Annotated in this window: 24 protein-coding genes; 10 read left to right on the top strand and 14 right to left on the bottom strand. The window is 75.1% G+C overall.

What is annotated here, in order from left to right; translation table 11 throughout:
- The 3 genes from PYV61_RS01780 to PYV61_RS01770 form a co-directional block, all read left to right on the top strand.
- Positions 1-611: GNAT family N-acetyltransferase (locus PYV61_RS01780; protein WP_275827678.1), on the top strand; the 611-nt coding region annotated here is incomplete at its 5' end.
- Positions 608-856: a hypothetical protein gene (locus PYV61_RS01775; protein ID WP_275827676.1), complete on the top strand. Its 249-nt coding sequence runs from the start codon at positions 608-610 to the stop codon at positions 854-856. The genes PYV61_RS01780 and PYV61_RS01775, both read left to right, overlap by 4 nt.
- A gap of 9 nt (positions 857-865) precedes the next feature.
- Entirely contained in the window at positions 866-1,420 is a 555-nt protein-coding gene (locus tag PYV61_RS01770; protein ID WP_275827674.1) for a PepSY domain-containing protein, read from the top strand.
- On the opposite strand, the gene PYV61_RS01765 is transcribed toward PYV61_RS01770, so the two are convergent.
- Positions 1,359-1,742: a hypothetical protein gene (locus PYV61_RS01765; RefSeq protein WP_275827672.1), complete on the bottom strand. Its 384-nt coding sequence runs from the start codon at positions 1,740-1,742 to the stop codon at positions 1,359-1,361. The two genes, PYV61_RS01770 and PYV61_RS01765, sit on opposite strands and share 62 nt — an antisense overlap.
- A 116-nt stretch (positions 1,743-1,858) precedes the next feature.
- Between PYV61_RS01765 and PYV61_RS01760 the strand changes: the two genes are divergently transcribed.
- From PYV61_RS01760 to PYV61_RS01745, 4 genes are all read left to right on the top strand, one after another.
- A complete protein-coding gene (locus tag PYV61_RS01760) occupies positions 1,859-2,236 on the top strand; it encodes a hypothetical protein (RefSeq protein ID WP_275827670.1) in 378 nt (125 codons plus the stop codon).
- Complete coding sequence (locus PYV61_RS01755; RefSeq protein ID WP_275827668.1) at positions 2,233-2,682, top strand: NUDIX hydrolase; 450 nt, start codon at positions 2,233-2,235, stop codon at positions 2,680-2,682. Before PYV61_RS01760 ends, PYV61_RS01755 begins: the two co-directional genes overlap by 4 nt.
- On the top strand, positions 2,670-2,954 hold the full coding sequence (locus PYV61_RS01750; protein ID WP_275827666.1) for a DUF3303 family protein: 285 nt from the start codon (positions 2,670-2,672) through the stop codon (positions 2,952-2,954). Before PYV61_RS01755 ends, PYV61_RS01750 begins: the two co-directional genes overlap by 13 nt.
- Before the next feature lie 123 nt (positions 2,955-3,077).
- Positions 3,078-3,965, top strand: a complete 888-nt coding sequence (locus PYV61_RS01745) for a hypothetical protein (protein WP_275827664.1) — start codon at positions 3,078-3,080, stop codon at positions 3,963-3,965.
- Here the strand turns inward: PYV61_RS01745 and PYV61_RS01740 are convergent.
- The 5 genes from PYV61_RS01740 to PYV61_RS01720 all read right to left on the bottom strand — a co-directional run bounded on the left by PYV61_RS01740 (position 3,952) and on the right by PYV61_RS01720 (position 11,860).
- Complete coding sequence (locus PYV61_RS01740; RefSeq protein ID WP_275827662.1) at positions 3,952-6,288, bottom strand: PAS domain S-box protein; 2,337 nt, start codon at positions 6,286-6,288, stop codon at positions 3,952-3,954. The genes PYV61_RS01745 and PYV61_RS01740 overlap by 14 nt on opposite strands.
- Before the next feature lie 80 nt (positions 6,289-6,368).
- Positions 6,369-7,604 carry a porin gene (locus tag PYV61_RS01735; protein WP_275827659.1) on the bottom strand — a complete coding sequence of 412 codons (1,236 nt, stop codon included), beginning with the start codon at positions 7,602-7,604 and terminating at the stop codon, positions 6,369-6,371.
- Between the two features lie 128 nt (positions 7,605-7,732).
- Positions 7,733-9,094, bottom strand: a complete 1,362-nt coding sequence (locus PYV61_RS01730) for a TldD/PmbA family protein (RefSeq protein WP_275827657.1) — start codon at positions 9,092-9,094, stop codon at positions 7,733-7,735.
- A gap of 14 nt (positions 9,095-9,108) precedes the next feature.
- Complete coding sequence (locus tag PYV61_RS01725) at positions 9,109-10,701, bottom strand: TldD/PmbA family protein (RefSeq protein ID WP_275827655.1); 1,593 nt, start codon at positions 10,699-10,701, stop codon at positions 9,109-9,111.
- Between the two features lie 88 nt (positions 10,702-10,789).
- Positions 10,790-11,860, bottom strand: coding sequence for an asparaginase (locus PYV61_RS01720; RefSeq protein ID WP_275827653.1), 1,071 nt, complete (start codon positions 11,858-11,860; stop codon positions 10,790-10,792).
- Between the two features lie 159 nt (positions 11,861-12,019).
- Here PYV61_RS01720 and PYV61_RS01715 point away from each other — a divergent pair, with 159 nt between their 5' ends.
- Positions 12,020-12,655 carry a PEP-CTERM sorting domain-containing protein gene (locus tag PYV61_RS01715; RefSeq protein ID WP_275827651.1) on the top strand — a complete coding sequence of 212 codons (636 nt, stop codon included), beginning with the start codon at positions 12,020-12,022 and terminating at the stop codon, positions 12,653-12,655.
- Here PYV61_RS01715 and PYV61_RS01710 read toward each other — a convergent pair.
- From PYV61_RS01710 to PYV61_RS01700, 3 genes are all read right to left on the bottom strand, one after another.
- Positions 12,645-14,570, bottom strand: a complete 1,926-nt coding sequence (locus PYV61_RS01710; RefSeq protein ID WP_275827649.1) for a HAMP domain-containing sensor histidine kinase — start codon at positions 14,568-14,570, stop codon at positions 12,645-12,647. The genes PYV61_RS01715 and PYV61_RS01710 overlap by 11 nt on opposite strands.
- Positions 14,571-14,634: 64 nt before the next feature.
- Complete coding sequence (locus tag PYV61_RS01705; RefSeq protein ID WP_275827648.1) at positions 14,635-15,303, bottom strand: PEP-CTERM sorting domain-containing protein; 669 nt, start codon at positions 15,301-15,303, stop codon at positions 14,635-14,637.
- Positions 15,304-15,437: 134 nt separating this feature from the next.
- Positions 15,438-15,866: a hypothetical protein gene (locus PYV61_RS01700; protein ID WP_275827646.1), complete on the bottom strand. Its 429-nt coding sequence runs from the start codon at positions 15,864-15,866 to the stop codon at positions 15,438-15,440.
- A 156-nt stretch (positions 15,867-16,022) separates the two neighbouring features.
- Here PYV61_RS01700 and PYV61_RS01695 point away from each other — a divergent pair, with 156 nt between their 5' ends.
- Both PYV61_RS01695 and PYV61_RS01690 read left to right on the top strand, forming a co-directional pair.
- Entirely contained in the window at positions 16,023-16,151 is a 129-nt protein-coding gene (locus PYV61_RS01695; RefSeq protein ID WP_275827644.1) for a hypothetical protein, read from the top strand.
- A gap of 154 nt (positions 16,152-16,305) precedes the next feature.
- Positions 16,306-16,512 (top strand): antitoxin Xre/MbcA/ParS toxin-binding domain-containing protein, encoded by a 207-nt coding sequence (locus tag PYV61_RS01690; protein WP_275827642.1) that lies wholly within the window; start codon positions 16,306-16,308, stop codon positions 16,510-16,512.
- Between the two features lie 101 nt (positions 16,513-16,613).
- On the opposite strand, the gene PYV61_RS01685 is transcribed toward PYV61_RS01690, so the two are convergent.
- The 5 genes from PYV61_RS01685 to PYV61_RS01665 are packed head-to-tail and all read right to left on the bottom strand — an operon-like array spanning position 16,614 to position 22,228.
- Positions 16,614-17,882 (bottom strand): nucleoside permease, encoded by a 1,269-nt coding sequence (locus PYV61_RS01685; protein ID WP_275827640.1) that lies wholly within the window; start codon positions 17,880-17,882, stop codon positions 16,614-16,616.
- Positions 17,882-18,646 (bottom strand): DUF1080 domain-containing protein, encoded by a 765-nt coding sequence (locus tag PYV61_RS01680; RefSeq protein ID WP_275827638.1) that lies wholly within the window; start codon positions 18,644-18,646, stop codon positions 17,882-17,884. Before PYV61_RS01680 ends, PYV61_RS01685 begins: the two co-directional genes overlap by 1 nt.
- On the bottom strand, positions 18,643-20,280 hold the full coding sequence (locus PYV61_RS01675; RefSeq protein WP_275827636.1) for a Gfo/Idh/MocA family oxidoreductase: 1,638 nt from the start codon (positions 20,278-20,280) through the stop codon (positions 18,643-18,645). The genes PYV61_RS01680 and PYV61_RS01675 overlap by 4 nt, the downstream gene beginning before the upstream one ends.
- The gene (locus tag PYV61_RS01670; protein WP_275827634.1) at positions 20,277-21,548 is read right to left on the bottom strand and encodes a Gfo/Idh/MocA family oxidoreductase; all 1,272 of its coding nucleotides are present in this window, start codon (positions 21,546-21,548) and stop codon (positions 20,277-20,279) included. Before PYV61_RS01670 ends, PYV61_RS01675 begins: the two co-directional genes overlap by 4 nt.
- Entirely contained in the window at positions 21,545-22,228 is a 684-nt protein-coding gene (locus PYV61_RS01665) for a gluconate 2-dehydrogenase subunit 3 family protein (RefSeq protein ID WP_275827632.1), read from the bottom strand. Before PYV61_RS01665 ends, PYV61_RS01670 begins: the two co-directional genes overlap by 4 nt.
- Positions 22,229-22,333: the final 105 nt, after the last annotated feature.

The raw sequence follows: 22,333 nt of genomic DNA, 5'->3' as shown, positions 1-22,333 counted from the left end.
GCGCGAGCTGGTCGCCCGTGGGCGCGCTCGCCGCCCGCGCCCGCGCGCTGCGCGAGGCCGTCGACGCGGCGTGGCCCGACGACGCGGTCCCCGCCCCCGACCTCGAGGTGCGGCGCGCCGACGCGACCGACGTCGACGCGGCGTTCGGGGTGATCGCGCGCTGCCGCGACGCCCTCGCCGCCGCCGGGGTGCCGCAGTGGGACGCCGTCTACCCGACGCGCGCCGACGTCGCGGCCGACGTCGCGGCGGGGACGCTGTTCGTGGCGCGCCGCGCCGGGCGCGTGGTCGGCGCGGTGGCCGCCGACGGGCGGCAGGACGCGGCGTACGCCGACGTCCCGTGGCGGGGCGCCGAGCCCGCGCTGGTGGTGCACCGCCTCGTCGTCGACCCCGACGTGCAGGGGGGCGGCATCGGCTCCGCGCTCATGGCGCACGTCGAGGCGCTGGCGGCGCGCCACGGCTACGCGAGCGTGCGCCTCGACGCGTACACGGGGAACCCCGGGTCGGCCGCGCTGTACCGCAGGCGCGGCTACCACGAGGCGGGGCAGGTGCGCTTCCCGCGCCGCCCGCTCCCCTTCCACTGCTTCGAGCGCGACGTGGCGCGGCGCCCGTGACCGCGCCGCGCGACGACTTCGCCGACCGCGTCGAGGAGGCGATGGCGGCGATCGACGACGAGATGGCGCGCGTCGGCGCCGACTGGGACGCGCTCGACGCCGCGCTCCTCGGCGACGACGACGGCGCCGACGACGACGCGGCGGTGGGCGTCGACGTCCTCACCCTGCTCGCGGTGCTGCGCACCCTCCCCGACGGCGCCGGCACCGCCGCCGTGCTCGCGGCGCTCGAACCCCCACCGGAATAGCCTGGCCGCATGCCGAACCCTCGCGTCTGGAACCGCAAGCTGCACCGCTGGGGCTCGGCGGCGATCGCGCTCCCGTTCCTGCTCGTGCTCTGCACCGGCCTGCTCCTGCAGGTGAAGAAGCAGGTGACGTGGGTGCAGCCGCCCGAGCACCGCGGCACGGGCGCGCCCGCGCTGACGCTCCCCGACGTCCTGGCGCGCGTGCAGGCGGTCCCCGAGGCCGGGATCCGCACGTGGGACGACGTCGACCGCGTCGACGTGCGCCCCGGCAAGAAGCTGATCAAGGTGATCGGCCACTCGCGCTGGGAGGTGCAGCTCGACGCCGCCACCGGCGCGGTGCTGCAGACGGCCTACCGCCGCTCCGACCTGATCGAGCAGCTGCACGACGGCTCGTTCTTCGCCGACGCCGCGAAGACGTGGGTCTTCCTGCCGGTGGCCGTGGTCGTGCTCGGGCTCTGGGTGACGGGGATCTACCTCTTCCTGCTCCCCATCCGGCAGCGGCGCCTCAATGCGCGCGCAGCGACCGCGCGATCAGCCCCACGCCCGCGGCCAGCAGCCCGAGCATGACCAGCGTGTTGAAGAGGCTCGTCGGGCGGAAGTAGACGTGCAGGTTGGTGACGATGCCGGTCAGGATGATCACCGCGCCGCCGGCGGTCAGCACCCACCCCCACGCCGACCGCCCGTCGAAGAACAGCAGCCCGATGCCGAGCAGCAGCGGGAGCAGCGACAGCCCGAACGCGCTCATCCCCCACAGCTGCCAGTAGCCGCTGCTCACCGTCACCTGGTTGGTGAGCAGCCAGCCGCCGGCCACCGCGAGCGCGGCGCCGAGCAGGAACTCGCCGATGCCGCCCGGGGTGCCGCCGGCGCCGCGCCGCGCGCGCTCGTCCATCGCTCCGTCTCCGGTGAAGGGGTGCGGCCCCATTCTGCGCCGCCGGCTGGCGCGGCGCCATCCGCGGCGCCATCGTCACCGTCCCTCCCCCGCCGGCCCCCCTCCCGCCGCCCGCCGTGTCCCGCCTCCGCCCCGCGCTCGGCCTCGCCGCCGGCGTCGTGCTGCTCGCCAGCGCCGCGATGCACTCCCTCCTCGGCTGGCCGGGCATGCGCGGGCAGCTCGTCGCCGCCGGCGCGCCCGCCGACCTCGTGGCGGGGGTGCGCATCGGCTGGCTGTTCGGCGGCGCGATGATCCTCGCCTTCGGCGTGCTGGCCTGCTGGGCGTTCGCCGAGCGGCTGCGCGGGGCCGCGCCGTCGATGCGCGCGCTGCGCGTGCTCGGCGCCGCCTACGCCGCGTTCGGCGTGTACGCGCTCGCCACCGGCGGCTGGAACCCGTTCTTCCTGATCTTCGTCGTCCCGGGCGCGCTGGTGCTCGCCGCCGCCGACGGGCCGTGACCGCGCGCGTCCGCCCCAAGGCCGTCTGCGTCTGCGCGCGCGGCGACGCGATCCTCGTCAACGCCGCGACCGACGCGGTGAAGGGGGAGACCTTCTACGGCCCGCTCGGCGGCGAGATCGAGTTCGGCGAGCGGGCCGCCGACGCGGTCGTCCGCGAGCTGCGCGAGGAGGTCGGCGTCGAGGTGGCCGACGTGCGCCGCCTGGGCGTGCTGGAGAACGTCTTCACGTACGAGGGGGCGCCGGGGCACGAGATCGTCTTCGTCTTCGACGCCCGCCTCGCCGACCCGACGCTCTACGACCGCGCCCCGCTGCTCGGCGTCGAGTCGAACGGCGTCCGCTTCGAGGCCCGCTGGATGCCGCTCGCGACCTTCGCCCCCGGCGGCCCGCCGCTCTACCCCGACGGGCTGTACGCCCTGCTGCGCGAGCTCGGCACGTGCGCTGGCTGATCGTCGAGCGCTTCCGCGACGGCGACCCCGCGCCCGTCTACCGCCGCTTCGCCGAGCGCGGCCGCCTCGCCCCCGACGGCCTGCGCTACGTCGCATCGTGGGTGAGCGAGGATCTCGCGACGTGCTGGCAGGTGATGGAGGGGGACGATCGCGCGCAGCTCGACGCGTGGATCGCCGCGTGGGAGGATCTGGTCGCCTTCGAGGTGCACGAGGTGCTGACCTCCGACGAGGCGAGGGGGCGGGTGCTCGGCAAGAGCTTCAGACAGGATTGACAGGAAACCGGGGGAAAGACTCGAGGCTACAGTCTTTCCCCCGGTTTCCTGTCAATCCTGTCGAATGCTTTTCAGGGGTTGCCCGACCCATGCGCCCGCCCCCGCGCGCCCGCATCGTGGTCCATGCGACCGACCCTCGGCATCCTCCTGGCCCTCCTCGTCGCGGCCCCCGCCGCCGCGCAGGACGAGGCCGCGCTGCGCCGCGCGTTCGAGGGGCGCACCGTCACCGTGCGCCTCGACATGCCCGCCACCAGCCGCGGCGTCGACGTGTACCCGCAGGACGGGGCGCCGCTCGACGCGCGCGAGGTCGCGGAGCGGCTCAAGGAGTTCGGCCCCGCGCTCCGCATCGGGCAGCGCGTCATGGTCACCAAGGTCGTCGTCAAGAAGAACTCGCACGTCGAGTTCCAGCTCGGCGGCGGCGGCTACGGCACGCTCGGCGACTGGTCGGGCTCCGACGTCACCCCCGCCGCGGTGGGCGAGTCGCGGGCCGAGCGGGCGCTGCGCGACTCGGTGAAGTCCACCGGCGACCGCGCGCTGCGCACGCGGCTGCAGCGCGACCTCGACGCCCTGCGCGCGGCGCGCGAGCGCGAGAACGCGCGCGCCGCCGCCGAGGCGCAGCAGGCCAACGTCGCGCGCGAGACGCTGCTGCGGGCGCGGCGCGCCGAGGCGGGGAGCCGCTTCAACGTGCGCTACCGCGGCGGGCTGCCCGCCGAGGCGCTGACGCCCGACGGGGTGACGCGCGCCCTGGCCGCGTACGTCGACTTCGAGGGCGCCGCCGCCTCGGGCGCGGCGCCCGCCGCGAAGCCCGCGGCCGCGCCGGGCGTCGCCGGGCTCCGCAAGGGGCTGCTCCTCGAGGAGGTCGAGGCGCTGCTCGGCCCCGCCGCCACGGCCGCCGAGTCGCGCGAGGGGACGCTGACGCTCGTGCGCCGGACCTACCGGAAGGACGGCGTCGACGTGGCCGCGCGCTTCGTGTCGGGCGTGCTGATCGACTTCGCGATCACGTCGCGGTAGGCGGCGCGCCGGGCGCCGCGTCGAGCGCCGTGCGCACCGCCGCCACCAGCTCGCGCGCGCCGAACGGCTTCTGCAGCAGCGCCGCCACCCCGAGCTCGTGCACCGACTCGGGGGTGATGAGGTGGCTGAACCCGGTGGTGAGGATCACCGGGAGCGTCGGGCGCAGGCGGCGCAGCTCGCGCGCCAGCCGGTCGCCGCTCATCCCGGGCATCGTCACGTCGCTCACCACCACGTCCACCGCGCGCGCCGCGTCGTCGAACAGCCGCAGCGCGCTCTCGCCGTCGTGCACGCAGGTGACGTCGTAGCCGGCGCGCGTCAGCGCCTGCGTGGCGAAGCGCGCCAGCGCCGGCTCGTCCTCCACCAGCACCACGCGCCCCTGCCCGCGCGGCGCCGGCGCGGCCTCGGGGGCGGGGGCCGGCGCGCCCGGCGCCAGCGGGAGCGTCACGACGAACGCCGCCCCGCGCCCCGGCGGCTCCTCGACCGCGATCGACCCGCCGTGCGACGTCACCACGCCGTGCGCGACGGCGAGCCCCATCCCCGTCCCCTCGCCCGTCGGCTTGGTGGTGAAGAACGGGTCGAACAGCCGCGCGCGCGCCGCCGGCGCGATCCCGCTCCCCGTGTCGCGCACCGCGAGCCGCGCCCGCGGCGCCCCGTCGCGCCGCGCCTCCAGCGACACCGACAGCAGCCCGCCGCCGGTGGCGCGCATCGCGTGCTCGGCGTTCGTCACCAGGTTCACCAGCACCTGCTGCAGCGCCGAGGCGTCGCCGAGCACCGTCACCGCGTGGTCGGGGAGGGCGAGCTCCAGCCGCACGTTCGCCGGGAGCATCGGGCGCAGCAGCCGCATGCTCTCCACCGTCAGCGCGCGCAGGTCCACCGGCGCCCGCCCCTGCTCGGTGCGGCGGCTGAAGGTGAGGATCTGGCGCACCAGGTCGCGCGCCCGCAGGCTCGCCGTGCGCACCTCCTCCAGCGACTCGCGCAGCTCGGCGCTCGCCCCGGCCAGCGCCGCCGACTCGGCGAGCGCCACCTCCGTGTGGCCGAGCACCACGCCGAGCATGTTGTTGAAGTCGTGCGCGATCCCGCCGGCCAGCGTGCCGAGCGACTCCATGCGCTCGGTCTGCCGCACCCGCTGCTCCAGCGCGTGGCGCTCCGTGTCGTCGTCGACCGTGCCCACGAAGCCGGTGACGCGCTCCCCCTCGCGCAGCGGCGCCATCTGCGCCCGCAGGTGCCGCTCGGCGCCGTCGGCGAGGCGCAGGCGGAACTCCTGCTCCGCCCCGACGCCGGTGGCGAGCGCGCGCTCCCAGGCCGCGTACGCGCGCGCGCGGTCGTCCGGGTGCACCGCCCCGAACACGCGCGCCGACGCGAACTCCTCCGGCTCCGGGATGCGCCAGATCTCGCGCACCCGCGGGTTCGCGTACAGCAGCACCCCGTCGCGGTCCACCTGGAACACGCCCAGTGGCGAGGCGGCGGCCAGCGCGCGGAAGCGCGTCTCGCTGGCGCGCAGCGCGGCCTCGGCGCGGCGCTGCGCGGTCACGTCGCGCGCCACCCCCGTCGCGCCCGCGACCTCGCGCCGCGCGTCGAGCATCGGCGAGATCACCGCCTCGAAGTGGCGCGTCTCGTCGCCGATCCCCGCCTCGGAGTCGAGCGCCACCCGCTCGCCCGCCATCACGCGCCCGTACACCGCGCGCCACTGCTCGAGCACCGCGTCGCCGTACTCCGCCGCCTGCACCGACTCGCCGACCGCGAACGGGCGCCCGCGCACCGCCACCTGCGCGCGCTGGAACGCCGCGTTGGCGGCGAGCAGGTGGAACTGCGCGTCCACCGCCCAGATCAGCGCGTCGGCGCCGTCGAGCATCGCCTGCGTGCGCGTGCGCTCCGCCACCAGCTGCGCCACCAGCCGGTCGTAGAACTCGCGCGGCAGCGGCTCCCCGCCCAGCGGGGCGTGCGCGTCGGCGGCCTCGGGGCGCCGCGACTCGGGCGGCGACAGGTCGACCACGTACCCCATCCAGGCGCCGCGCGTCCCCGGGATGAAGGCGCACACCAGCAGCACCGGCACGCGCGTGCCGTCCTGGCGCACGAACTCCTTCCGGTACGGCACCGTGAAGCCGCCGCTCTCGGCGGCCTGCCGGATCCCCGCCGCGTCGAGGTGCAGGTACTCGGGCGGCGTCATGGCCGCCCAGTTCATCCGCCCCGCCGCGAAGTCCGCCCGCGAGTAGCCGACCATCGCGAGGAAGGCGTCGTCCGCCTCGGTGATCACCTCGCCCACGCCGCGCATCACCCCGACGATCGCCGGGGGGCGGCCGGGGGGCGGGGAGGGCGGGGCCATGCCGGGTAGTATCGACACCCCGGGGCGCTGGGGCTAGCCGCGCGGCCCAGCGCCGCCGCGCGACGGCCTCGGGAGCGGCCTCAGAAGTTGAACTGGGCCTGCACCCGCGCCAGCCGCCCGTGCTGGCGGTTGTCGGGGTCGCCGAGGTCCTCGTAGGTGCGGTCCGACCACTGGTAGGCCGCCGTCAGCTCGATCGCCTCGGCCACTTCCCATTCGAAGCCGGCCTGCAGCTCGCGCACCCGGTAGCGCCGCGCGTCGAGCTCGAACTTCTTGCCGCCGTCGTAGCGGTGCGCCTGCACGTACGGGATGACCGTCCCCCTCCCCGCCTTCACCCGGTAGGTCGCCAGGACGTAGCCGCCGTCGAGCGCCCGCTCGCGCACCGTGCGCGTCTCCGGGTCGGCCTCGGGGCCGCGCCCGACGTTCCACTCGGCCTGCAGCCCGAACGGCTGCGGGTAGAGCACGAACGTCCCCGCCACGCGCCGGTCGGCGAAGTCGGTCGGCGTGGCCGACGCCAGCCCGGGCGAGCGGAGCGACGGGATCAGCACGTAGCGCCCCGCGTACCCCTGCACCCCGACCTCGACGTACTGGCCGTTGGGGAGCCGGAACGGGTAGCTCGCCCGCGCCACCGCGTGCAGCTGGTCGTTCTCCTCGCCGCGGTTCGTCCCCTGCCCGTTGAACACGCCGACGCCGATCACGCCGTAGTCGCCGCTCCCCTTGAGCCCGCTGTCGACGAGGGTGCGCAGCCGCGCCCGCACGCGCGCCGGCGCCCAGTAGCCGATGACCGCGATGTCGCGCTCGTTGATGAGCGCCGAGTTGATGGCGTCGGAGCGGTCGAGCGGGACGCGCGTGCCGCTCGACTGCATGTTCTCCCAGCCGTAGGGGATCTTGCTCTGCCCCACGCGCACCCGGAACGTCTTGGCCGCGTCGAGCGCCACGTCGACGTAGACGTCGCGCAGCTGGAGGATCCCCTCGGTGCTCCCGGCCTGCGACGCGAAGTCGGGCTGCAGGTAGACCGACAGCCGGTCGGTGACGTCGCCGCTGACGACGAGGCGGGTGCGGCGCAGGAAGATCCCGCCGCCCGAGGGGATCGAGCGGTCGCACTGCGCGCACTCGAGGTCGCCGTTCGTGCGGAACGCGGCGTAGCGCGCCTGCACGTAGCCGCGCAGCGACAGCTGCTGGTACCAGGGGCGCTCGGCGGCCTTCGCCGAGCCGGCCCGGGCGGAATCGGCCTTGGTCGAGTCGGTCTGCGCGGCGGCGGGACGCGCGGCCGCCAGCAGCAGGAGCGCGGCGGCGAGGAGGCGGGCGGGAGTCGGCACGGCGGGAAGCTATCCGTGACCGAGTACCGGGGGTGTCACGGGACCGTAACGGCAGGCTGCGGAGCTGCGGGGCTGCGGAAGGGCGCCGTGGCTCTTCCGCAGCCCCGCAGCAGCGCAGCGGCCGCAGCTCAGACGGCTTCCGAGATCGACGAGAAGTTGAAGTCCCGCACCTTGAGCGACGGCATCACCTGCCCCGCCCCGATCCGCTCCGCCCGCCCGATCGCCTCGATCCGGTTGAGCATCAGCAGCGGGCTCTCGTTCCAGCGGAAGTTCTTGAGGCTGCGCGTGATCTTCCCGCGCTCCACCAGGAACGTCCCGTCGCGCGTCAGCCCGGTGTAGCTCGCCGAGCGCGGGTCGAGGAAGCGGATGTAGAAGTTGTGCGTGATGAGCACGCCGCGCTCGGTGCCGGCGATCAGCTCCTCGAGCGACTGCGTGCCGCCGAGCATCTTGAGCCCGTCACCGTTCCCCGCCACGCTCTCCGGCAGCCCGCGCTTCTGCGCCCAGTAGCGCGAGTAGGCGAGGTTCTTGAGCACGCCGTTCTCGATCCACACGCGGCGCCGCGTCGGCAGCCCGTCGCCCTCGAAGGGCGAGCCGCGGAGGTCGGGGTCCTCGGAGTCCGAGAAGAGCGTGACGCGCGGGTCGGCGATCTTCTCGCCGAGCATCGTGGCGCCCTGCGGCACCCCCTCGCCGCGCTTGGAGAAGGGCGAGCGCCCCTCCTCGGCGGTGCGCGCGTTGAACGCCTGCATGAGCAGCGGCACCAGGTCGCCCACCGCCTGCGGCTCGAGGATGACCGTGTAGCGCCCCGGCTCGATCGCCTGCGGGTTGCGCGACGCGACCGCCTTCTGCGCGGCGCGGCGGCCGAGCGCGGCGGCGTCGACCTGCGCCCACTCGCGCGCGCCGCCGGCGGCCCACCCGGAGCCGGTGCCGTCGGGGGTGCGCACCGTGCAGCTCAGGCTCACGTCGGTGCTCTCGTGGAACGCGAACAGCCCCTTCGACGTCGCCACGGCGGTGCCGTGCAGCGTGTTGGCCTCGAGGTAGCCGGCGACGAACAGGTCCTGCGCCGCGTCGGCGGCGCGCGCGGCGGCGATGAGCTTCGACACCGCGTCGGCGCGCTGCTCGGCGGCCAGCCCCGCCGTGCCGGCGTCGAACGCCTTCACGGCGGCGTACTGCTGCGGCCCCAGCTCCGGCATCAGCTCCGGGTCCTCGGGCGACAGCTTGGCCAGCCGCTCGCTCAGCTCGACGGTGCGCTTGAGCGACGCGTCGTCGGTGACGTTGGTGGAGGCGGAGGCGCGGCGCTTCCCGACCGTGCTCACCACCGTCACGGTGAGGTCGGTGGCGCTGCCGGAGGTCGTGATCTCCCCGCCGGCGAAGCGCGACTGGCCGGTCGAGGTGCTGCGCACCACCACGCGGGCCTCGTCGGCGGTGCTGTACGAGAGGGCGCGCTTCGTGATCGCCTGCAGGTCGGCGCGCGCGTCGAGTCGGATCGGCATCGTGTGGGCTCCGATCAGCCGGCGCGGCCGGTGTTGATGATGGAGATGTTCTTGAACCGCGCGGCCGGGCAGCCGTGGCTCACCTGGTTCGACTGCCCCGGCTCCCCCTTCCCGTCGTTGAAGGTCCCGCCGAGGAAGTAGGTGGACTTCCCGCCCAGCATGTCGAGCGAGTTCCAGAAGCTCGTCGTCGTCGCCTGGTAGGCGACGTCCTTGACCATCCCCGTCACCTTGCCCCCGCGGATCTCCCAGTACGCCTGCCCGCCGAACTGGAAGTTGTAGCGCTGGTGGTCGATCGAGTACGAGCCGCGGTTGGTGATCATGATGCCGCGGTCGGTCGCGGAGATGATGTCGTTCAGCGTGACGTCCCGCTCGTTGGCCGCCAGCGACACGTTCGGCATGCGCTGGAACGGCACGTCGCTCCACGACTGCGCGAACGAGCAGCCGTGCGACTTCCGCACGCCGGTGAGCGGGGCGATCCACGCCGCCTGCTCGCGCGTCGTCTGGTAGTCCTTGAAGACCCCCTTGTCGATGATCGTCCACTCGTCGGCCGGGACCCCCTCGTCGTCCCACGCCACGCGGGCGAGCGACTCGGGCGTCGTGCGGTCGGCGCGGATCGTCATGAGGTCGGAGCCGAACTTGAGCTTCCCGATCACCTTCTCCGGCGGCGCGACGAACGACGTGCCGGCGTAGTTGGCCTCGTACCCCATCGCGCGGTCGAGCTCCGTCGGGTGGCCGACGCTCTCGTGGATGGTGAGCCAGAGGTTGCGCGGGTCGAGGATCAGGTCGTAGCGCCCCACCTCGACCGAGCGCGCCGTCAGCTTCTCCGCCGCCAGCGCCGCCCACTTCTCGGCGTTGGTCGGCATGTCGAGCTGCTGGATGTACTCCCACCCCGAGCCGCGCGGCGCCAGCTCCTCGGTGTACGCCTGGAAGTCGCTCCCGCCGATGGCCGTGGCGGTGAACGACGGCGCGATGCGGTAGAACGTCTGCGTGACGACGGTGCCGTCGGTGGTGGCGAGCGTCTTCTCCTCGCGCAGCGCGGCCACGCCGCTGGTCGCGAAGCGCACGTTCTTCACCTTGAGCGCCGCCTCGTTGGCGGCCAGCAGGAGCGCGACCTTCTCCTCGATCGGTACCTCGACCGGGTCGATGCGCACCGGCGTCTTCCACGCCCCCTTCACCGGCGCGACGGGCGCCAGCTCGACGGGGCGGCGCTGCGCGCGCCTGGCGGCCTTCGCCGCGCGCGTCGCCTCGAGCGCGGCCTTCCGCACGCCGTCGCGCGTCATGTCGCGCGTGCCGGCGAACCCCCACGCGCCGTTCACCAGCGCGCGCACGCCGATCCCGTACGACTCGCTGTCGCTGACGCCGGTGACCTGCCGCTCGCGCGTGCTGATCGCCTGCCGCCGGTAGCGCCCGATGCGCGCGTCGGCGTACTGCGCGCCGTTCTCGGTCGCGGCCTGCAGCGCGTCGGCCGCCAGGTCGGCGGCGAAGGTGTCGATCCCCGCCGTCGGCGCGACGAGGCGCGGGGGCGGGGCGGCGTGCGCGAGGCGCCCGGCGCCGGCGACGAGCGCCGCGGCGCCCATCGACTTGAGGAAGTCGCGGCGGTCAGTCATCGGGAGAGTCTGGAGGGGGAGCCGAGGTCCGTGCGGGCTGCGGGCGGCGGACTGCGGATCGAACCCGCAGCCCGCGGCCCGCAGCGCCCTACTGGTGTTCCGCGAAGATACGCGCGACCGCGCGCGGATCGTTGGTCGTCGTGAGCGCGAGCATCAGGAGCACCCGCGCCTTCTGGACGTTCAGGTCGCCGCTGCCGACGGTCGCCGGCACCTCGGCGCCCTCGCGGGTGCGCACGCCGCGGCCGACGGGGACGGAGCCGGCGCCGGTGCGGGTGCCGCTCACGACGACGACCCCCTGCCGCAGCGCGCGGTCGACCGCCGTGCCCATCGCCGCCGGCGTCCCGCCGCGGCCGACGCCGGCGACCACCAGCCCCTTCGCCCCGGCGGCCACCAGCGCGTCGACCGCCGCGCCGTCGGCGCCGGGGTACGCGAACACGACGTCCACCCGCGGCAGCTCGGCCACCCGCGACAGGTCGAACAGCGGCGCGCGCTGCGGCAGCCGGTGGAACACGACCCCCTCGGGGTCGGCCACGCCGAGCAGCCCGCGCGCCGGCGCCTCGAAGGCGTCGGGGCGCACCGCGTTCGCCTTGGTCGCGTCGCGCGCCGCCAGGATCCCGTCGTTCATCAGGAGCATCGCGCCGCGCCCGCGCGCCGCCGGCGACGCCGCCACCCGTAGCGCGTGCATCAGGTTCGCCGGCCCGTCGATCCCCACCCCGTCGGCGGGGCGCATCGCGCCGGTGACCACGACGGGGCGCGGGTCCGCGACCGTGAGGTCGAGGAAGTACGCCGTCTCCTCCATCGTGTCGGTGCCGTGCGTGACCACGACGCCGGCCAGGTCGGGGCGCGCGCGCAGCGTGTCGGCGATCGCGCGCGCGAGCTGCACCCACATCGCCGGCGTGACGGCCGTCGACGCGACGTTCGCGAACTGCTGCGCCGACGTCCGCGCCACCGTGTCGAGCGCGGGCATCGCCTTCAGCAGCGCCTCGATCCCGACCTTCCCCTGCTCCCCGCCGTAGTAGTTCGTCGACGCGATCGTGCCGCCCGTGGCGACGACGTGGACGCGCGGGAGCGCGGCGGCCGGCGCCGGCGCCGGGGACTGCGCGCGGAGCGCGGGCGCGGCCGCGAGGGCCGGCAGGAGGAGGCGGAGGGGGAGGCGCACGCCGGGAAGCTACGTCCGGGACGGGGGCGGGCAACCGAGCCCCGACGCGCCGGTGGTGCAGGTGCACCATGTCCGCCCCGGCCGACGCCGGTAGCGTCCGCGCTCGTCCCGCACGAACCGTCGCGCGGCGCCCCGTCCCACCCGCCGGAGAGTCCCCGAATGCCCGTCCCGTCCCCTCGCGCGCTCGGCGCCGCCGTCTTGCTCGCGTGCGCCGCCGCCGCGGGCGCCGCCCGCCCCGCCGCCGCGCAGGTCGCCGTCGCCTACTACGCCGGCACGCCGGACCCCGCCGCCTTCAGCACCCTCACCGGCGCCGACTTCTCGGGGCTGACGCCGGCGTGCGCGCGCACCGTCTCGGCGATCGACTTCCCGAGCGCGTCGTCGCTCGCCGCGATCTGCGGCCCGGGTGCCGGCGTCGACGGCTTCTCGGAGAGCGCGCGCTTCCTCGGCGCCCTGGTCGCGCCGGCGGTCGGCGTCTACCAGCTCCGCGTCTTCAACGACGACGGCTTCGCGCTGTTCGTGAACGGCACGCTGGCGATCAACCGCTTCCACGACGACTGGCAGCCGGACGGCCTGTTCCACGCCGTCGCGCTGCAGGCCGGGGTCAACCCGTTCCAGCTCGACTACTACGCCAACGCCGCCTCGTTCAGCTTCCTGCGCGTGGAGCTGCCGGCCGGGGTGAGCTACGCGACCGCGACCTCCACCGTCCCGGAGCCGTCGACCGTCGCGCTGCTCGGCGGCGGGCTCGCCGTGCTCGGCGCGGCGGCGCGCCGGCGCCGCGCGTCGCTCAGGGCGTGAGCGCGGGGGCGGCGCCCGCGACGTCCGCGGGCGCCGCCGCGCGCGCCAGCGTGACGGTGAACGTCGAGCCGCGCCCGACCTCGCTCGCCACCGTCAGCGTCCCGCCCATCCCGTGCGCCAGCTCGCGGCTGATCGCCAGCCCGAGCCCCACCCCCTCGTCGGGGCGGTTGAGCGCGCGCTCCCCCTGCACGAACGGCTCGAAGATCGAGGCCAGCCGGTCGGGGGCGATCCCGGGGCCGCTGTCGCGCACGTGCACGCGCACGCGCCCCGGGTCGGCGTCGCACGACACCGTGATCGTCCCCCCCTCGGGCGTGTACTTGACCGCGTTGCCGAGCAGGTTGAGCACGAGCTGGCGCAGCTTGTCGGGGTCCGCGCGCACCGCCAGCCGCCCGTCGCACGCGTCGACGGTCAGCGTCTGCCGCCGCGCGCGCACCTGCGGCGCGACCAGCGCCTCGACGCCGGCCAGCGACTCGCCCAGCGGCACCGCCGCGATCGCGTAGCGCACCTGCCCCGCGTCGATGCGCGCGAAGTTCAGCACGTCGTTGATGAGCGTCAGCAGGTGCGCCTTGCTGCGCTGCACGCGCGCGAGCGCGTCCTCCTGCGCCGGCGTCACCGGGCCGTGGATCCCCATCGCCATCAGCTCCGCGTAGCCGCCGATGGCGTTGAGCGGGGTGCGCAGCTCGTGCGACATCATCGCCAGGAAGTCGCCCTTGGCGCGGTTGGCGCGGTCGGCGTCGGCGCGCGCGCGCTCGGCGTCCTCGGTGATGCGGCGCAGGCGCGCGTTGGCCGCCGCCAGCGCCTCGGCGGCCGCCTGCGCGTCCTCGGCGCGCTGCTCCAGCTCCGCGCGCGCCGCTACCACCTGCCGCGCCATCGCGTCGAAGCTCGACGCCAGCCGCCCCACCTCGTCGCGCGCCCCCGTCGGCACCGGGTGCTCGTACGTCCCCGACGCCAGCCCCTCGGCCGCCCGCGTGAGCAGGCGCAGCGGGCGCGTGATGCGCTGGCCGATCACCCAGCTCGCCGCCGCGCCCGCGAGCAGCACGACGCCGCTCACCACCGCCAGCCACGCGAGCGTGCGCCGCGGCTCGGCGCGGATCCACCCCTCGGGGGTCTCGAACGACACCTGCCACGGCGTCTCGGGCACGCGCGCCGCGACCACCGCCACGCGCCCGACGCCCGCGCGCCGCCCCCACCCCGAGTCGTCGGGCGCCGGCGGCCCGGCCGGCACCCCGTCGAACGACGTCCACGCCGTGCCGTCGGCGTTATAGACGTACGCCGCCAGCTCCTCGCCGGTGAGCCCGCGCAGCAGCCGCCCCGCGTCGGGGCGCGCGCCGAACACGTGCGGCTGCGCGATCCACCCGGCCACCGCGCCGTCGCGCCGCACGGGGAGGAAGTGCCAGTAGAGCGCGCGCCCCCCCTCCGTGTGCCCGAGCGACGTCGTCACCAGCGCGTCGCCCTGCGGCGCGCTCGGCGCCGCGGCGGGGGGCGCCGGGGGCGCGGCGCCGAACGCGCGACCGGCCGACGCCACCGGGCGCCCGGCGGCGTCCCACAGCTCGATCGGCGTCAGCGAGTCGCGCGGCGCCAGCAGGTCGGCGAGCACCGCGCGGGCGGCGGCGTGCGCGCCCTCCCCCGCGTCGTCGCGCAGCGCGGCGAGGAGGGCCGGGTCGCGCGCCGCGATGCGGAAGTCGTACTCGCGCTGCTTCATCTGCAGCCGCGTCGCGTTCCCCACCTCGCGCGCGGCCTGCCCGAGCTGCCCGCGCGTGATCGCCTCGGCGCGGCGCGTCAGCGTGCCGTAGGTGACGGCGAGCAGCGCGGCCAGCCCGGCGCCGAGCACGCCCGTCATGAGCAGCGGGAGCCGCCGCTCCAGCGTGGTGGCGGCCGCGCGCGGCGCGGCCGGCGGACGGTCGGGAGGGGCCACGAGGCGGAAGCTACGCGCGTGACGCGGGGCGGCAACCGCGCGGCGGGCCCCTCCGGCCGTGCGGTCAGCCCCGCCGGCGTCGCGCGGCCACGCCACCCAGCGCCAGCAGTCCCGTGCCGAGCAGCGCATACGTGGACGGCTCGGGCGCGAGGACGGCGAAGTTGTCGACCACCACCGTGGTGTTCCCCTGCGTGCTGATGGTGACCTGCTGGAACCGGCTCGGCACCCGCGCGCCGAGGAACTGCGTGCTCTCGCCCAGCAGGAACGTCCGCGTGAAGGGCGCGAAGTTGATCCCGCTGAACGTCAGGAAGAGCAGGTCCGTGCCCCCGCCGAGCAGACGGAAGTCGGCGCCGAAGCCCTGCGGCAGCTGCCCGGAGCTTCCGGGAAACGTGATCGTGAACGGCGTCGCGCTCGTGATCTGCCCGCCCTGCACGGTCGCTCCCCCGAGGACGGCGGGGCTCCACGGAGCCGAGCCACCGATCGTGTTCACGATGCAGCCCTGAGCCTCACGCAGCGGGATCACGGTCCCGCCGTCCGCCACGTTGTTCAGGTCGGAGAACGCGGTCTGGCAGCCGCCGGTCACCGTTTGCAGGAACTGCGACCGGCTCGTGAACAGCGTGGCCGAGCTGACGTCGATCTGTCCCTGCCCGGCCAGCGTGCCGCCCGGCAGCGCGAGGGCGACGGCGAGCAGTGAGCGGGCGCTGAGACGACGGGCGTGGCGGAGCACGGGCATGGTCGATCCTCGAAGGGAGTGCGCGACGGCGCCGCCCGCGTCGGCGGCCTCGAGCGTATGACGAGATCGTCATACGTGATCGGCGTCACATTAGCCGCACTCACCGGGACTGCACCAGCGTCCGAGCAACAGCGTCAGTCCGCGCGCTCCGTCCCGCGCACCCGCTCGTCGAGCGCGTGCAGGATCGCCTGCGCGATCGCCGCCGCGCGCGCGTGCCCCTCGCCCACGTACTGCCGCGGCGGGAGCGACCACACGTCGTTCAGCAGCGCGAGGTGGCGCGGCGCGCCGGGCAGGTCCTCGCGCTCGTACAGGTGCCAGCGCCAGAACGGCTCGTGGAAGAGCCGGGCGACGGCGTCGGCCTGGCGGTCGTCGACGCTCACCCGCGGCAGCGGCACGACGGCGCCGTCGGGACGGCGCATCCGGCCGTCGGCGAGCGGCTCCCAGCCGAGGAGGCGGCGGAAGATCTGCTCGTCCACGTCGCGCGCCGGGAGGGCGCGCTCGAGGGGGCGCCGGCGGGCGTCGGGGCGCGGCTCGTCGGCGCGGTCGTACGACTCGGGAGACACGGTACGGCGGGAACAGCGGGGGGCGGGGCGGGAGCGCGGCGCGGTGGATGACCCTGCCACGCGGGTCCCCCAAAGCTGGCGCCGCCGTGTCGCCGGCTCGGTGTCACAGGTCACCCGCCCCGGGCACCCGGTATGTGTCGTGCATCACGCCCCCGCATGAGCAAACTGCTGCGTGGCCTCGCCGCCGGGTACGGCGCCAAGAAGCTGGGGGGCGGGTGCTTCAGCACCGTCCTCATCTTCATCATCCTGTGGTGGCTGCTGGGCAACTTCGGGATCTTCCAGTAACCCGGGTCTGCTGTCGAGCACGCTATTTGCCACCGTACGACGGTGCCAGCACGAGGGCTGGCATCCCCCCGCGCGTCGCACGGGTCGTCGCCGCAGCCTGGCGGGACCCGTGCTCGCGTCTCCACGCCACCCGACACGCCCGAGAGGATCGACCGTGGACACGTCGTTCGCCGACCGGCCGGTGGAGCGCCTGCGCTGGCTGGCCGACCGCGCCGCCGAGGCCTTCCCCGACCGCCCGGCCGCCGAAGCCTGGCTGCACCACCCCCGCCGCGAGCTCGCGGGCTTCACCCCCGCCCAGTGCGCCGACATCGGCGCCTCCGCCTCGCACCGCGCCGCGCGGCTGCTGGGGCGAGCGGACTGAGCGCCCGGTAGGAGCAGACACGGAGGGACACGGAAACCGGGGGAGAGACTGCAGGCTCGAGTCTCTCCCCCGGTTTCCGTGTCCCTCCGTGTCGAAAGCTCTTAAGCCGGCGCGCTCGCCGGCGCCGCGTCGGGCACCCGCGCGTCGGGACGCGACGACGCCCGCGGCCGGAAGAGCAGCGCGAAGATCACCAGCACCACCAGCGCCCCCGCCGCCGGGACCAGCCAGATGGTCCCCCAGTCGTGCCCGGCCGGCGCGCCGGCGACCGCGGGGATCGCGTTGGCGTCGACCACCACCCCCGACAGCCACGACCCGATCGCCTGGCCGACGCCGAGCGTCACCAGCGTGATGAAGCCCTGCGCCGCCGCGCGGATCCCGGGCCCCGCCTGCTGGTCGACGTAGATCTGCCCCGTCACGAAGAAGAAGTCGTAGCAGACGCCGTGGAGCAGGAGCCCGAGGTAGAGCATCCACATCCCCGTCGTCGCGTTCCCCTGCGAGAAGAGGACGTAGCGCGCCGTCCACGCGGCCATCCCGATCAGCAGCATCTTCTTCACGCCGAGCCGCGCGAAGAACCACGGCATCAGCAGCATGAAGCCGATCTCGGACATCTGCCCGAGCGTCATCTTCGCCGCCGCCCCGCTCACCCCGATCTCGTTCAGGAAGGGGTTGGTGAAGGCGTAGTAGAACTGCAGCGGGATGCACAGCAGGAACGAGCCGAGCACGAACACCGCGAACGAGCGGTCCTTCATCAGCGCCAGCGCGTCGAGCCCGAGGACGTCGCGCGCCGAGAACGGCTTGCCGGCGCCCGGCGGCGGCGTGTGCGGGAGCGAGAGCGAGTAGAGCGCCATCAGCACCGACGCGCCGGCGCCGATCTGCAGCGGGAGCGCGGTCGCGTCGGCGCCGAGCCGCCCGATCAGCAGCCCCACCGCGATGAAGCCGATCGTGCCGAGCACGCGGATGCGCGGGAACTCGGTCCCCGGGTCGCGCATGTTGGCGAACGAGAGCGCGTTGGTGAGCGCGAGCGTCGGCATGTAGCACAGCGTGTACAGGCCGAACACCACCGCGAACCCCGAGAAGCTCGTCTGCCGCGTCGCCGCGAACAGCAGCGCGGCGCCCGCCAGGTGCAGCACCGCCAGCACCCGCTCGGTGGCGAAGAAGCGGTCGGCGACCATCCCCACCAGGAACGGCGACACGATCGCCGCCAGCGCCGGCATCATGTACGCGAACCCGACCTCGGTGCCGCTCGCCTGCAGCACGTTGCCGAGGAAGGTGCCGAGCGTGACGAGCCACGAGCCGTAGATGAAGTACTGCACGAACATCATCACCGAGAGGCGCGTCCGGATCGCCCCGGTGGCGGTCGTCGCGGCCATCAGCGCGTCCTCACCTTGATGGACCGGAACTCCACCCGATCGCCGTGGTCCTGCAGCCCGATGTACCCCTCGGCGGCGGTGCCGTAGGTCGGCCAGTCCTTGAACTTCGAGGCCGCGACCTTCGCCTTCCAGTCGGCGCCCTGCAGCTCGTACTCGGCGACCTTCTGCCCGTTGAGCCAGTGCTCGACGCGGCTCCCCGCCACCACGATGCGCCCCGCGTTCCACTCGCCGGCCGGCTTCACCACGCCGCGCGGCGGCGCGTACAGCCCGTACGCCGCGCCCGCGGAGGTGAGCGGGTTCTTCCCGTCGACGTGCCGCTCGTCGTCGAGCACCTGGTACTCGGGCGCGCTCATGTAGATCGCGTTCGAGTCCTCGATGGCGCGGTAGAAGACGCCGCTGTTCCCGCCCGGCGGCACCTTCCACTCGAACGCCAGCTCGAAGTCCTTGTACTTGTCGGCGGTGACGATGTCGCCGCCGCGCCCCGTGCGCACCAGCGACCCGTCGACCACCGACCACCCGCTGTCGGGCATCGCGGCCTTCCCGTAGCCGCGCCACCCGGCGGTGCTCGTGCCGTCGAACAGGAGGCGCCACCCGTCGGCGCGCTCGGCGTCGGTGAGCGTGTTGGGCGCCCCCGGCTGCGGGGCGGCGGCGGAGTCGGCGGTCATCGCGGGCGTCGTGGTGTCGGCGGCGGCGCTGTCGGTCCGCTGCCCGCAGCCCGCAGCTCCCGCCACGAGGAGGGCGGCGACGATTGGAATCGCTCTCACAGGGTCCATCCCTCGCGGTACTGGCGCGTGAGGTACTGGCCGGCGTCGGGCACGTTCGTGACCCGCATGCCCGCCGCGTCGTAGGCGATCGTGCGCCCCTGCCCGGCGCGCAGCGCGACGATCGGCAGGAGCATCGTCTCGTTCAGCGCCGCCGCGTAGGCGAACGGCGAGCTGGCCTGCTCCTGCCCGCGGCAGGCGCGCGCCCAGTTCACCTCGTGCGGCACCTCGACGCGCGGCAGCGACTTCGGCACGCGGTCGGCCTCCGCCTGCAGCGACGCCGGGAAGAGGCGCGGGTTGTTGCCGTACGTCTCGTAGATGAGGATCCCCTTCTCGCCCACGAACACGCCGCCGCCGCCGTCGGCGGTCTGGATCGGCACGTCGTCGGGGAGGAACGGGGGACGCGGCGGGAGCAGCCCGCCGTCGTACCAGAACAGCTTCACCGGCCCGCGCGCGCCGACGGCCGGGAACTCGTACTCCGCCGTCATCGCCAGCGGGTAGCTCGCCGGCGCGTTGGCCGGCCCGCCCCACGGCGACGAGCTCGCGGTCACGCGCGTCGGCTGCGTCAGGTCGAGCGCCCAGTACGGCTGGTCGATCAGGTGCGCGCCCATGTCGCCGATCGCGCCGACGCCGAAGTCGGTCCACCCGCGCCACGAGAACGGGTGGTACGCCGGGTGGTACGGGATCGCCGGCACCGGGCCGCAGTACAGGTCCCAGTCGAGCCCCGCCGGCGGCGTCTGCGGGTTGGCGGCCATCGCCGCGCGCACCGCGTCGTCCACCGTGCGCATGTTCCAGCGCGGCGGCGCGGCCGGCAGCGGCACCCCGTCGCTCAGCGCCAGCGGCTGCGCCGGGGGCGTCGTCGCCGCGGGCGCCGCCGCGGCGGTCGCCGGCACCGGACGCGGGATCCCCTGCGCCCAGTAGCGCACCGGGCGGTCGGTCCACACGTGCACCGCGCTCACCTTCCCCAGCACGCCGGCCGCGATCAGCTCCTTGATGCGGCGCGTCCCCTCCCCCGAGTGCCCCTGGTTCCCCATCTGGGTCACCAGCTTCGGGTTCTCGCGCGCCAGCCGCGCCAGCAGCCGCGACTCGTACACCGTCGCCGCCAGCGGCTTCTGCACGTAGACGTGCTTCCCCGCCTGCATCGCGCGCGACGCGATCGCCGCGTGCGCGTGGTCGGGGGTCGCCACCAGCACGCCGTCGATGTCCTTCTGCGTGTCGAGCATCCGGCGGAAGTCGGCGTGCCGCTTCGCCTTCCGGTACGTCTGCTCCATCGCCTGCGCTTCCTTCAGCGCCTTCTCCGCCGACGCCGTGCGCTCGGCCATCCACCGCGCCCGCTCGGCCTCGGGGACGGTCGCCGGCACCGAGGTCGGCGGGCGCGTGCGCAGCCGCCCCGCCAGCGACCGCTCGACGAACGGGAAGTCGACGTCGCACAGCGCGACGACGTTCTCGCCGAGCAGCTGCGTCCAGTTGGCCATCCCCATCCCGCCGGCGCCGACGATCGCGACGTTCAGCGTGTCGCTCGGCGCGCGGTACCCCGGGCCGCCGAGCACGTGGCGCGGCACGATGGTGATCCCGGCGGCCAGCGTGGCCGCCGTCGCCACGAAGTCGCGGCGCGAGACGTTGCCGGACGCGCTCATCGGGCCTCCCCGGGCGACGCCTGCAGGTCGAGCGCGCGCGGGCGCCAGGTGCCCCGCGCCACCTGCGGCACGAAGTCCTCCACCGCCGCGCCGTCGAGGGCGAGCGTCCGCCCCTCCTCGGCGCTGCGGTACGCGGTCATGAGCAGCTGCACGACGTCCACCCCGTCGGCGAAGGTGAGCATGGGCGCCTCCTTCCCGAGGAAGGCGCGCGCGAAGTGGCGGTTCTCCGCCTCGTAGCCGTAGGCCCAGGGCTCGCCGGCCACCACCGGCATCAGCCCCACCTCGGCGTTCTGCTTCTCGACCAGGTCCTCGCCCGCGGCGCCCCGCACCGCGCGCGAGAAGAACAGCTTCAGCCCCGCGTCGAGCGAGTTCCACGACATCGAGTACTCGGGGCCCAGCAGCTCGGCGCTCAGCCGCAGCCCCGCCCCGACGAAGCTCCACGACGTCGACGCCTCGCCGATCGCGACGTGCCCGTCGGCGGTCTCGAACTCGATCGTGGCGTGCGCGAAGTCCTCGCTCGGCCGCGCCGCGTAGTCGACGCCCATCGACGCCTGCAGCGCGCGCCGGTACTCGGGGCGCGTCCACTTGAGCGACGCGACCTGCCCCGTCACGCGCACCGGCCGCACCGTCGACAGCGGCTCGCCGGGGCGCGTGAGCAGGTGGCGCACGAGCAGCGCCGAGTGGCAGAGCATGTCGTTGAGCACCCCGCCCCCCTGCGACGCGCCGTCCCAGAACCACGGCATGTGCGGCCCCGAGTGCTCCTCGGCGGCGCGGGCGAGGTACGGGCGCCCGGTGGCCGCGGCGCCGCGCGCCCACAGCAGGGCGCGCCCCGTCTCGACCTGCGGCGTGAAGAGCTGGTTCTCGAGGTAGCCGGTCGCGAGCCCCACCGAGTCGACGAGCTCCTGGACCCGACGCGCCTCGGCGACCGTGCGGCCGAGCGGCTTCTCGCAGGCGAGGCCGCGCAGCGTGCCGCGCCCGTCGCGAATCGCCTGCACGATCGCCGCGACGTTGTCGACGCGCGCGTGGTTGGGCCCCGTCAGCCAGATCGCGTCGACGCGCGGGTCGGCCACCAGGTCGGCGATCGAGGCGTGCGCCCGCGCGTCGCCGACGTCGAGCTCGCGCGCCAGCGCGGCGGCCGACTCGGCGTTCGCGCGGTTGGGGCTCCACACCCCGACCACGTCCGCCTCGCGCACCGCCTGGAACGACCGGACGTGGAAGCGCGCGATGAACCCGCTGCCGACGAAGCCGATCCCCAGGCGCTCCGTCATTCGGTGCCGGCGCGCTGCGGCGCGACGCGCGTCGTCATCACGTCGTAGCTCACCCCGAGCTTGTCGAGCGCCGGCTGCGGGCACCCGTTCCAGGCCGGGTTGAAGACGTTCCCCTGGTACTGGAGGTCCTTCCACCCGATCGCGCTCGAGAAGAACCCCGACGCGACCATGTTGCGGAAGGTGTTGAAGAACGCGGCCCCGTGGCGGAACTCCGGCTTCGCCTGCGCCGGCGGCCCCGCCACGTCGTCGAGCACCTGGTGGCGCTGCGCCTGCGACGCGCGGTGGTAGTCGACGCCGAACCGGCGCCGGCTCTCGGCGTCGATCCACCGCAGCCCGCCGCGCATCTGCGTGCGCGCGTTCTCGTCGGTCTCGGGGACCGACATGTTGAAGTCGATGTACGCCGGCACGCCGGCGTCGGTCGCGCTCCCCGACCGCTCGTCGCGCGGGATGACGTCGTCGGCCAGCACGCCGACGGTGCGCCACTCGCGCGCCGTGAAGAACTTCCGCTGCGCCGCGTTCGCCGGCGGCTGCGCCGCGCCGGCCGCCGGCTGGTTGGGCGTCGCGTGCGGCTGCCGCGGCGCCTGCGGCGGCTGCGCGGGCTGCTGCGCCTCCACCACGCCGGCAAGCGGCAGGACGGAGAGGACCTTCAGCGCCTGACGGCGCGAGACCTGGTCGCTCATGCGGCGGCACCTCCCTCGACGCTCGACGCTCGACGCTCCACGCCCACGTCGTCCCGGCGGCGACGCGAGCGTCGAGCGTCGAGCGTCGAGCGAACCTCGGAATTC

It is taken from the genome of Roseisolibacter sp. H3M3-2 (genome assembly GCF_029211165.1).
Classification (GTDB): domain Bacteria; phylum Gemmatimonadota; class Gemmatimonadetes; order Gemmatimonadales; family Gemmatimonadaceae; genus Roseisolibacter.
Note: the sequence above shows the minus strand (reverse complement) of the source record. Positions and strands in the feature narration are given on the sequence as shown.

Coding starts and splice junctions, on each gene's coding strand:
- PYV61_RS01740 (WP_275827662.1), bottom strand. CDS start 6,288: ATGGCCCCGCCCTCCCCGCCCCCCGGCCGCCCCCCGGCGATCGTCGGG.
- PYV61_RS01685 (WP_275827640.1), bottom strand. CDS start 17,882: ATGGCCGCGACGACCGCCACCGGGGCGATCCGGACGCGCCTCTCGGTG.
- PYV61_RS01730 (WP_275827657.1), bottom strand. CDS start 9,094: ATGCCGATCCGACTCGACGCGCGCGCCGACCTGCAGGCGATCACGAAG.
- PYV61_RS01745 (WP_275827664.1), top strand. CDS start 3,078: ATGCGACCGACCCTCGGCATCCTCCTGGCCCTCCTCGTCGCGGCCCCC.
- PYV61_RS01665 (WP_275827632.1), bottom strand. CDS start 22,228: ATGAGCGACCAGGTCTCGCGCCGTCAGGCGCTGAAGGTCCTCTCCGTC.
- PYV61_RS01675 (WP_275827636.1), bottom strand. CDS start 20,280: ATGAGCGCGTCCGGCAACGTCTCGCGCCGCGACTTCGTGGCGACGGCG.
- PYV61_RS01695 (WP_275827644.1), top strand. CDS start 16,023: ATGAGCAAACTGCTGCGTGGCCTCGCCGCCGGGTACGGCGCCAAGAAG.
- PYV61_RS01725 (WP_275827655.1), bottom strand. CDS start 10,701: ATGACTGACCGCCGCGACTTCCTCAAGTCGATGGGCGCCGCGGCGCTC.
- PYV61_RS01715 (WP_275827651.1), top strand. CDS start 12,020: ATGCCCGTCCCGTCCCCTCGCGCGCTCGGCGCCGCCGTCTTGCTCGCG.
- PYV61_RS01705 (WP_275827648.1), bottom strand. CDS start 15,303: ATGCCCGTGCTCCGCCACGCCCGTCGTCTCAGCGCCCGCTCACTGCTC.
- PYV61_RS01770 (WP_275827674.1), top strand. CDS start 866: ATGCCGAACCCTCGCGTCTGGAACCGCAAGCTGCACCGCTGGGGCTCG.
- PYV61_RS01670 (WP_275827634.1), bottom strand. CDS start 21,548: ATGACGGAGCGCCTGGGGATCGGCTTCGTCGGCAGCGGGTTCATCGCG.
- PYV61_RS01765 (WP_275827672.1), bottom strand. CDS start 1,742: ATGGACGAGCGCGCGCGGCGCGGCGCCGGCGGCACCCCGGGCGGCATC.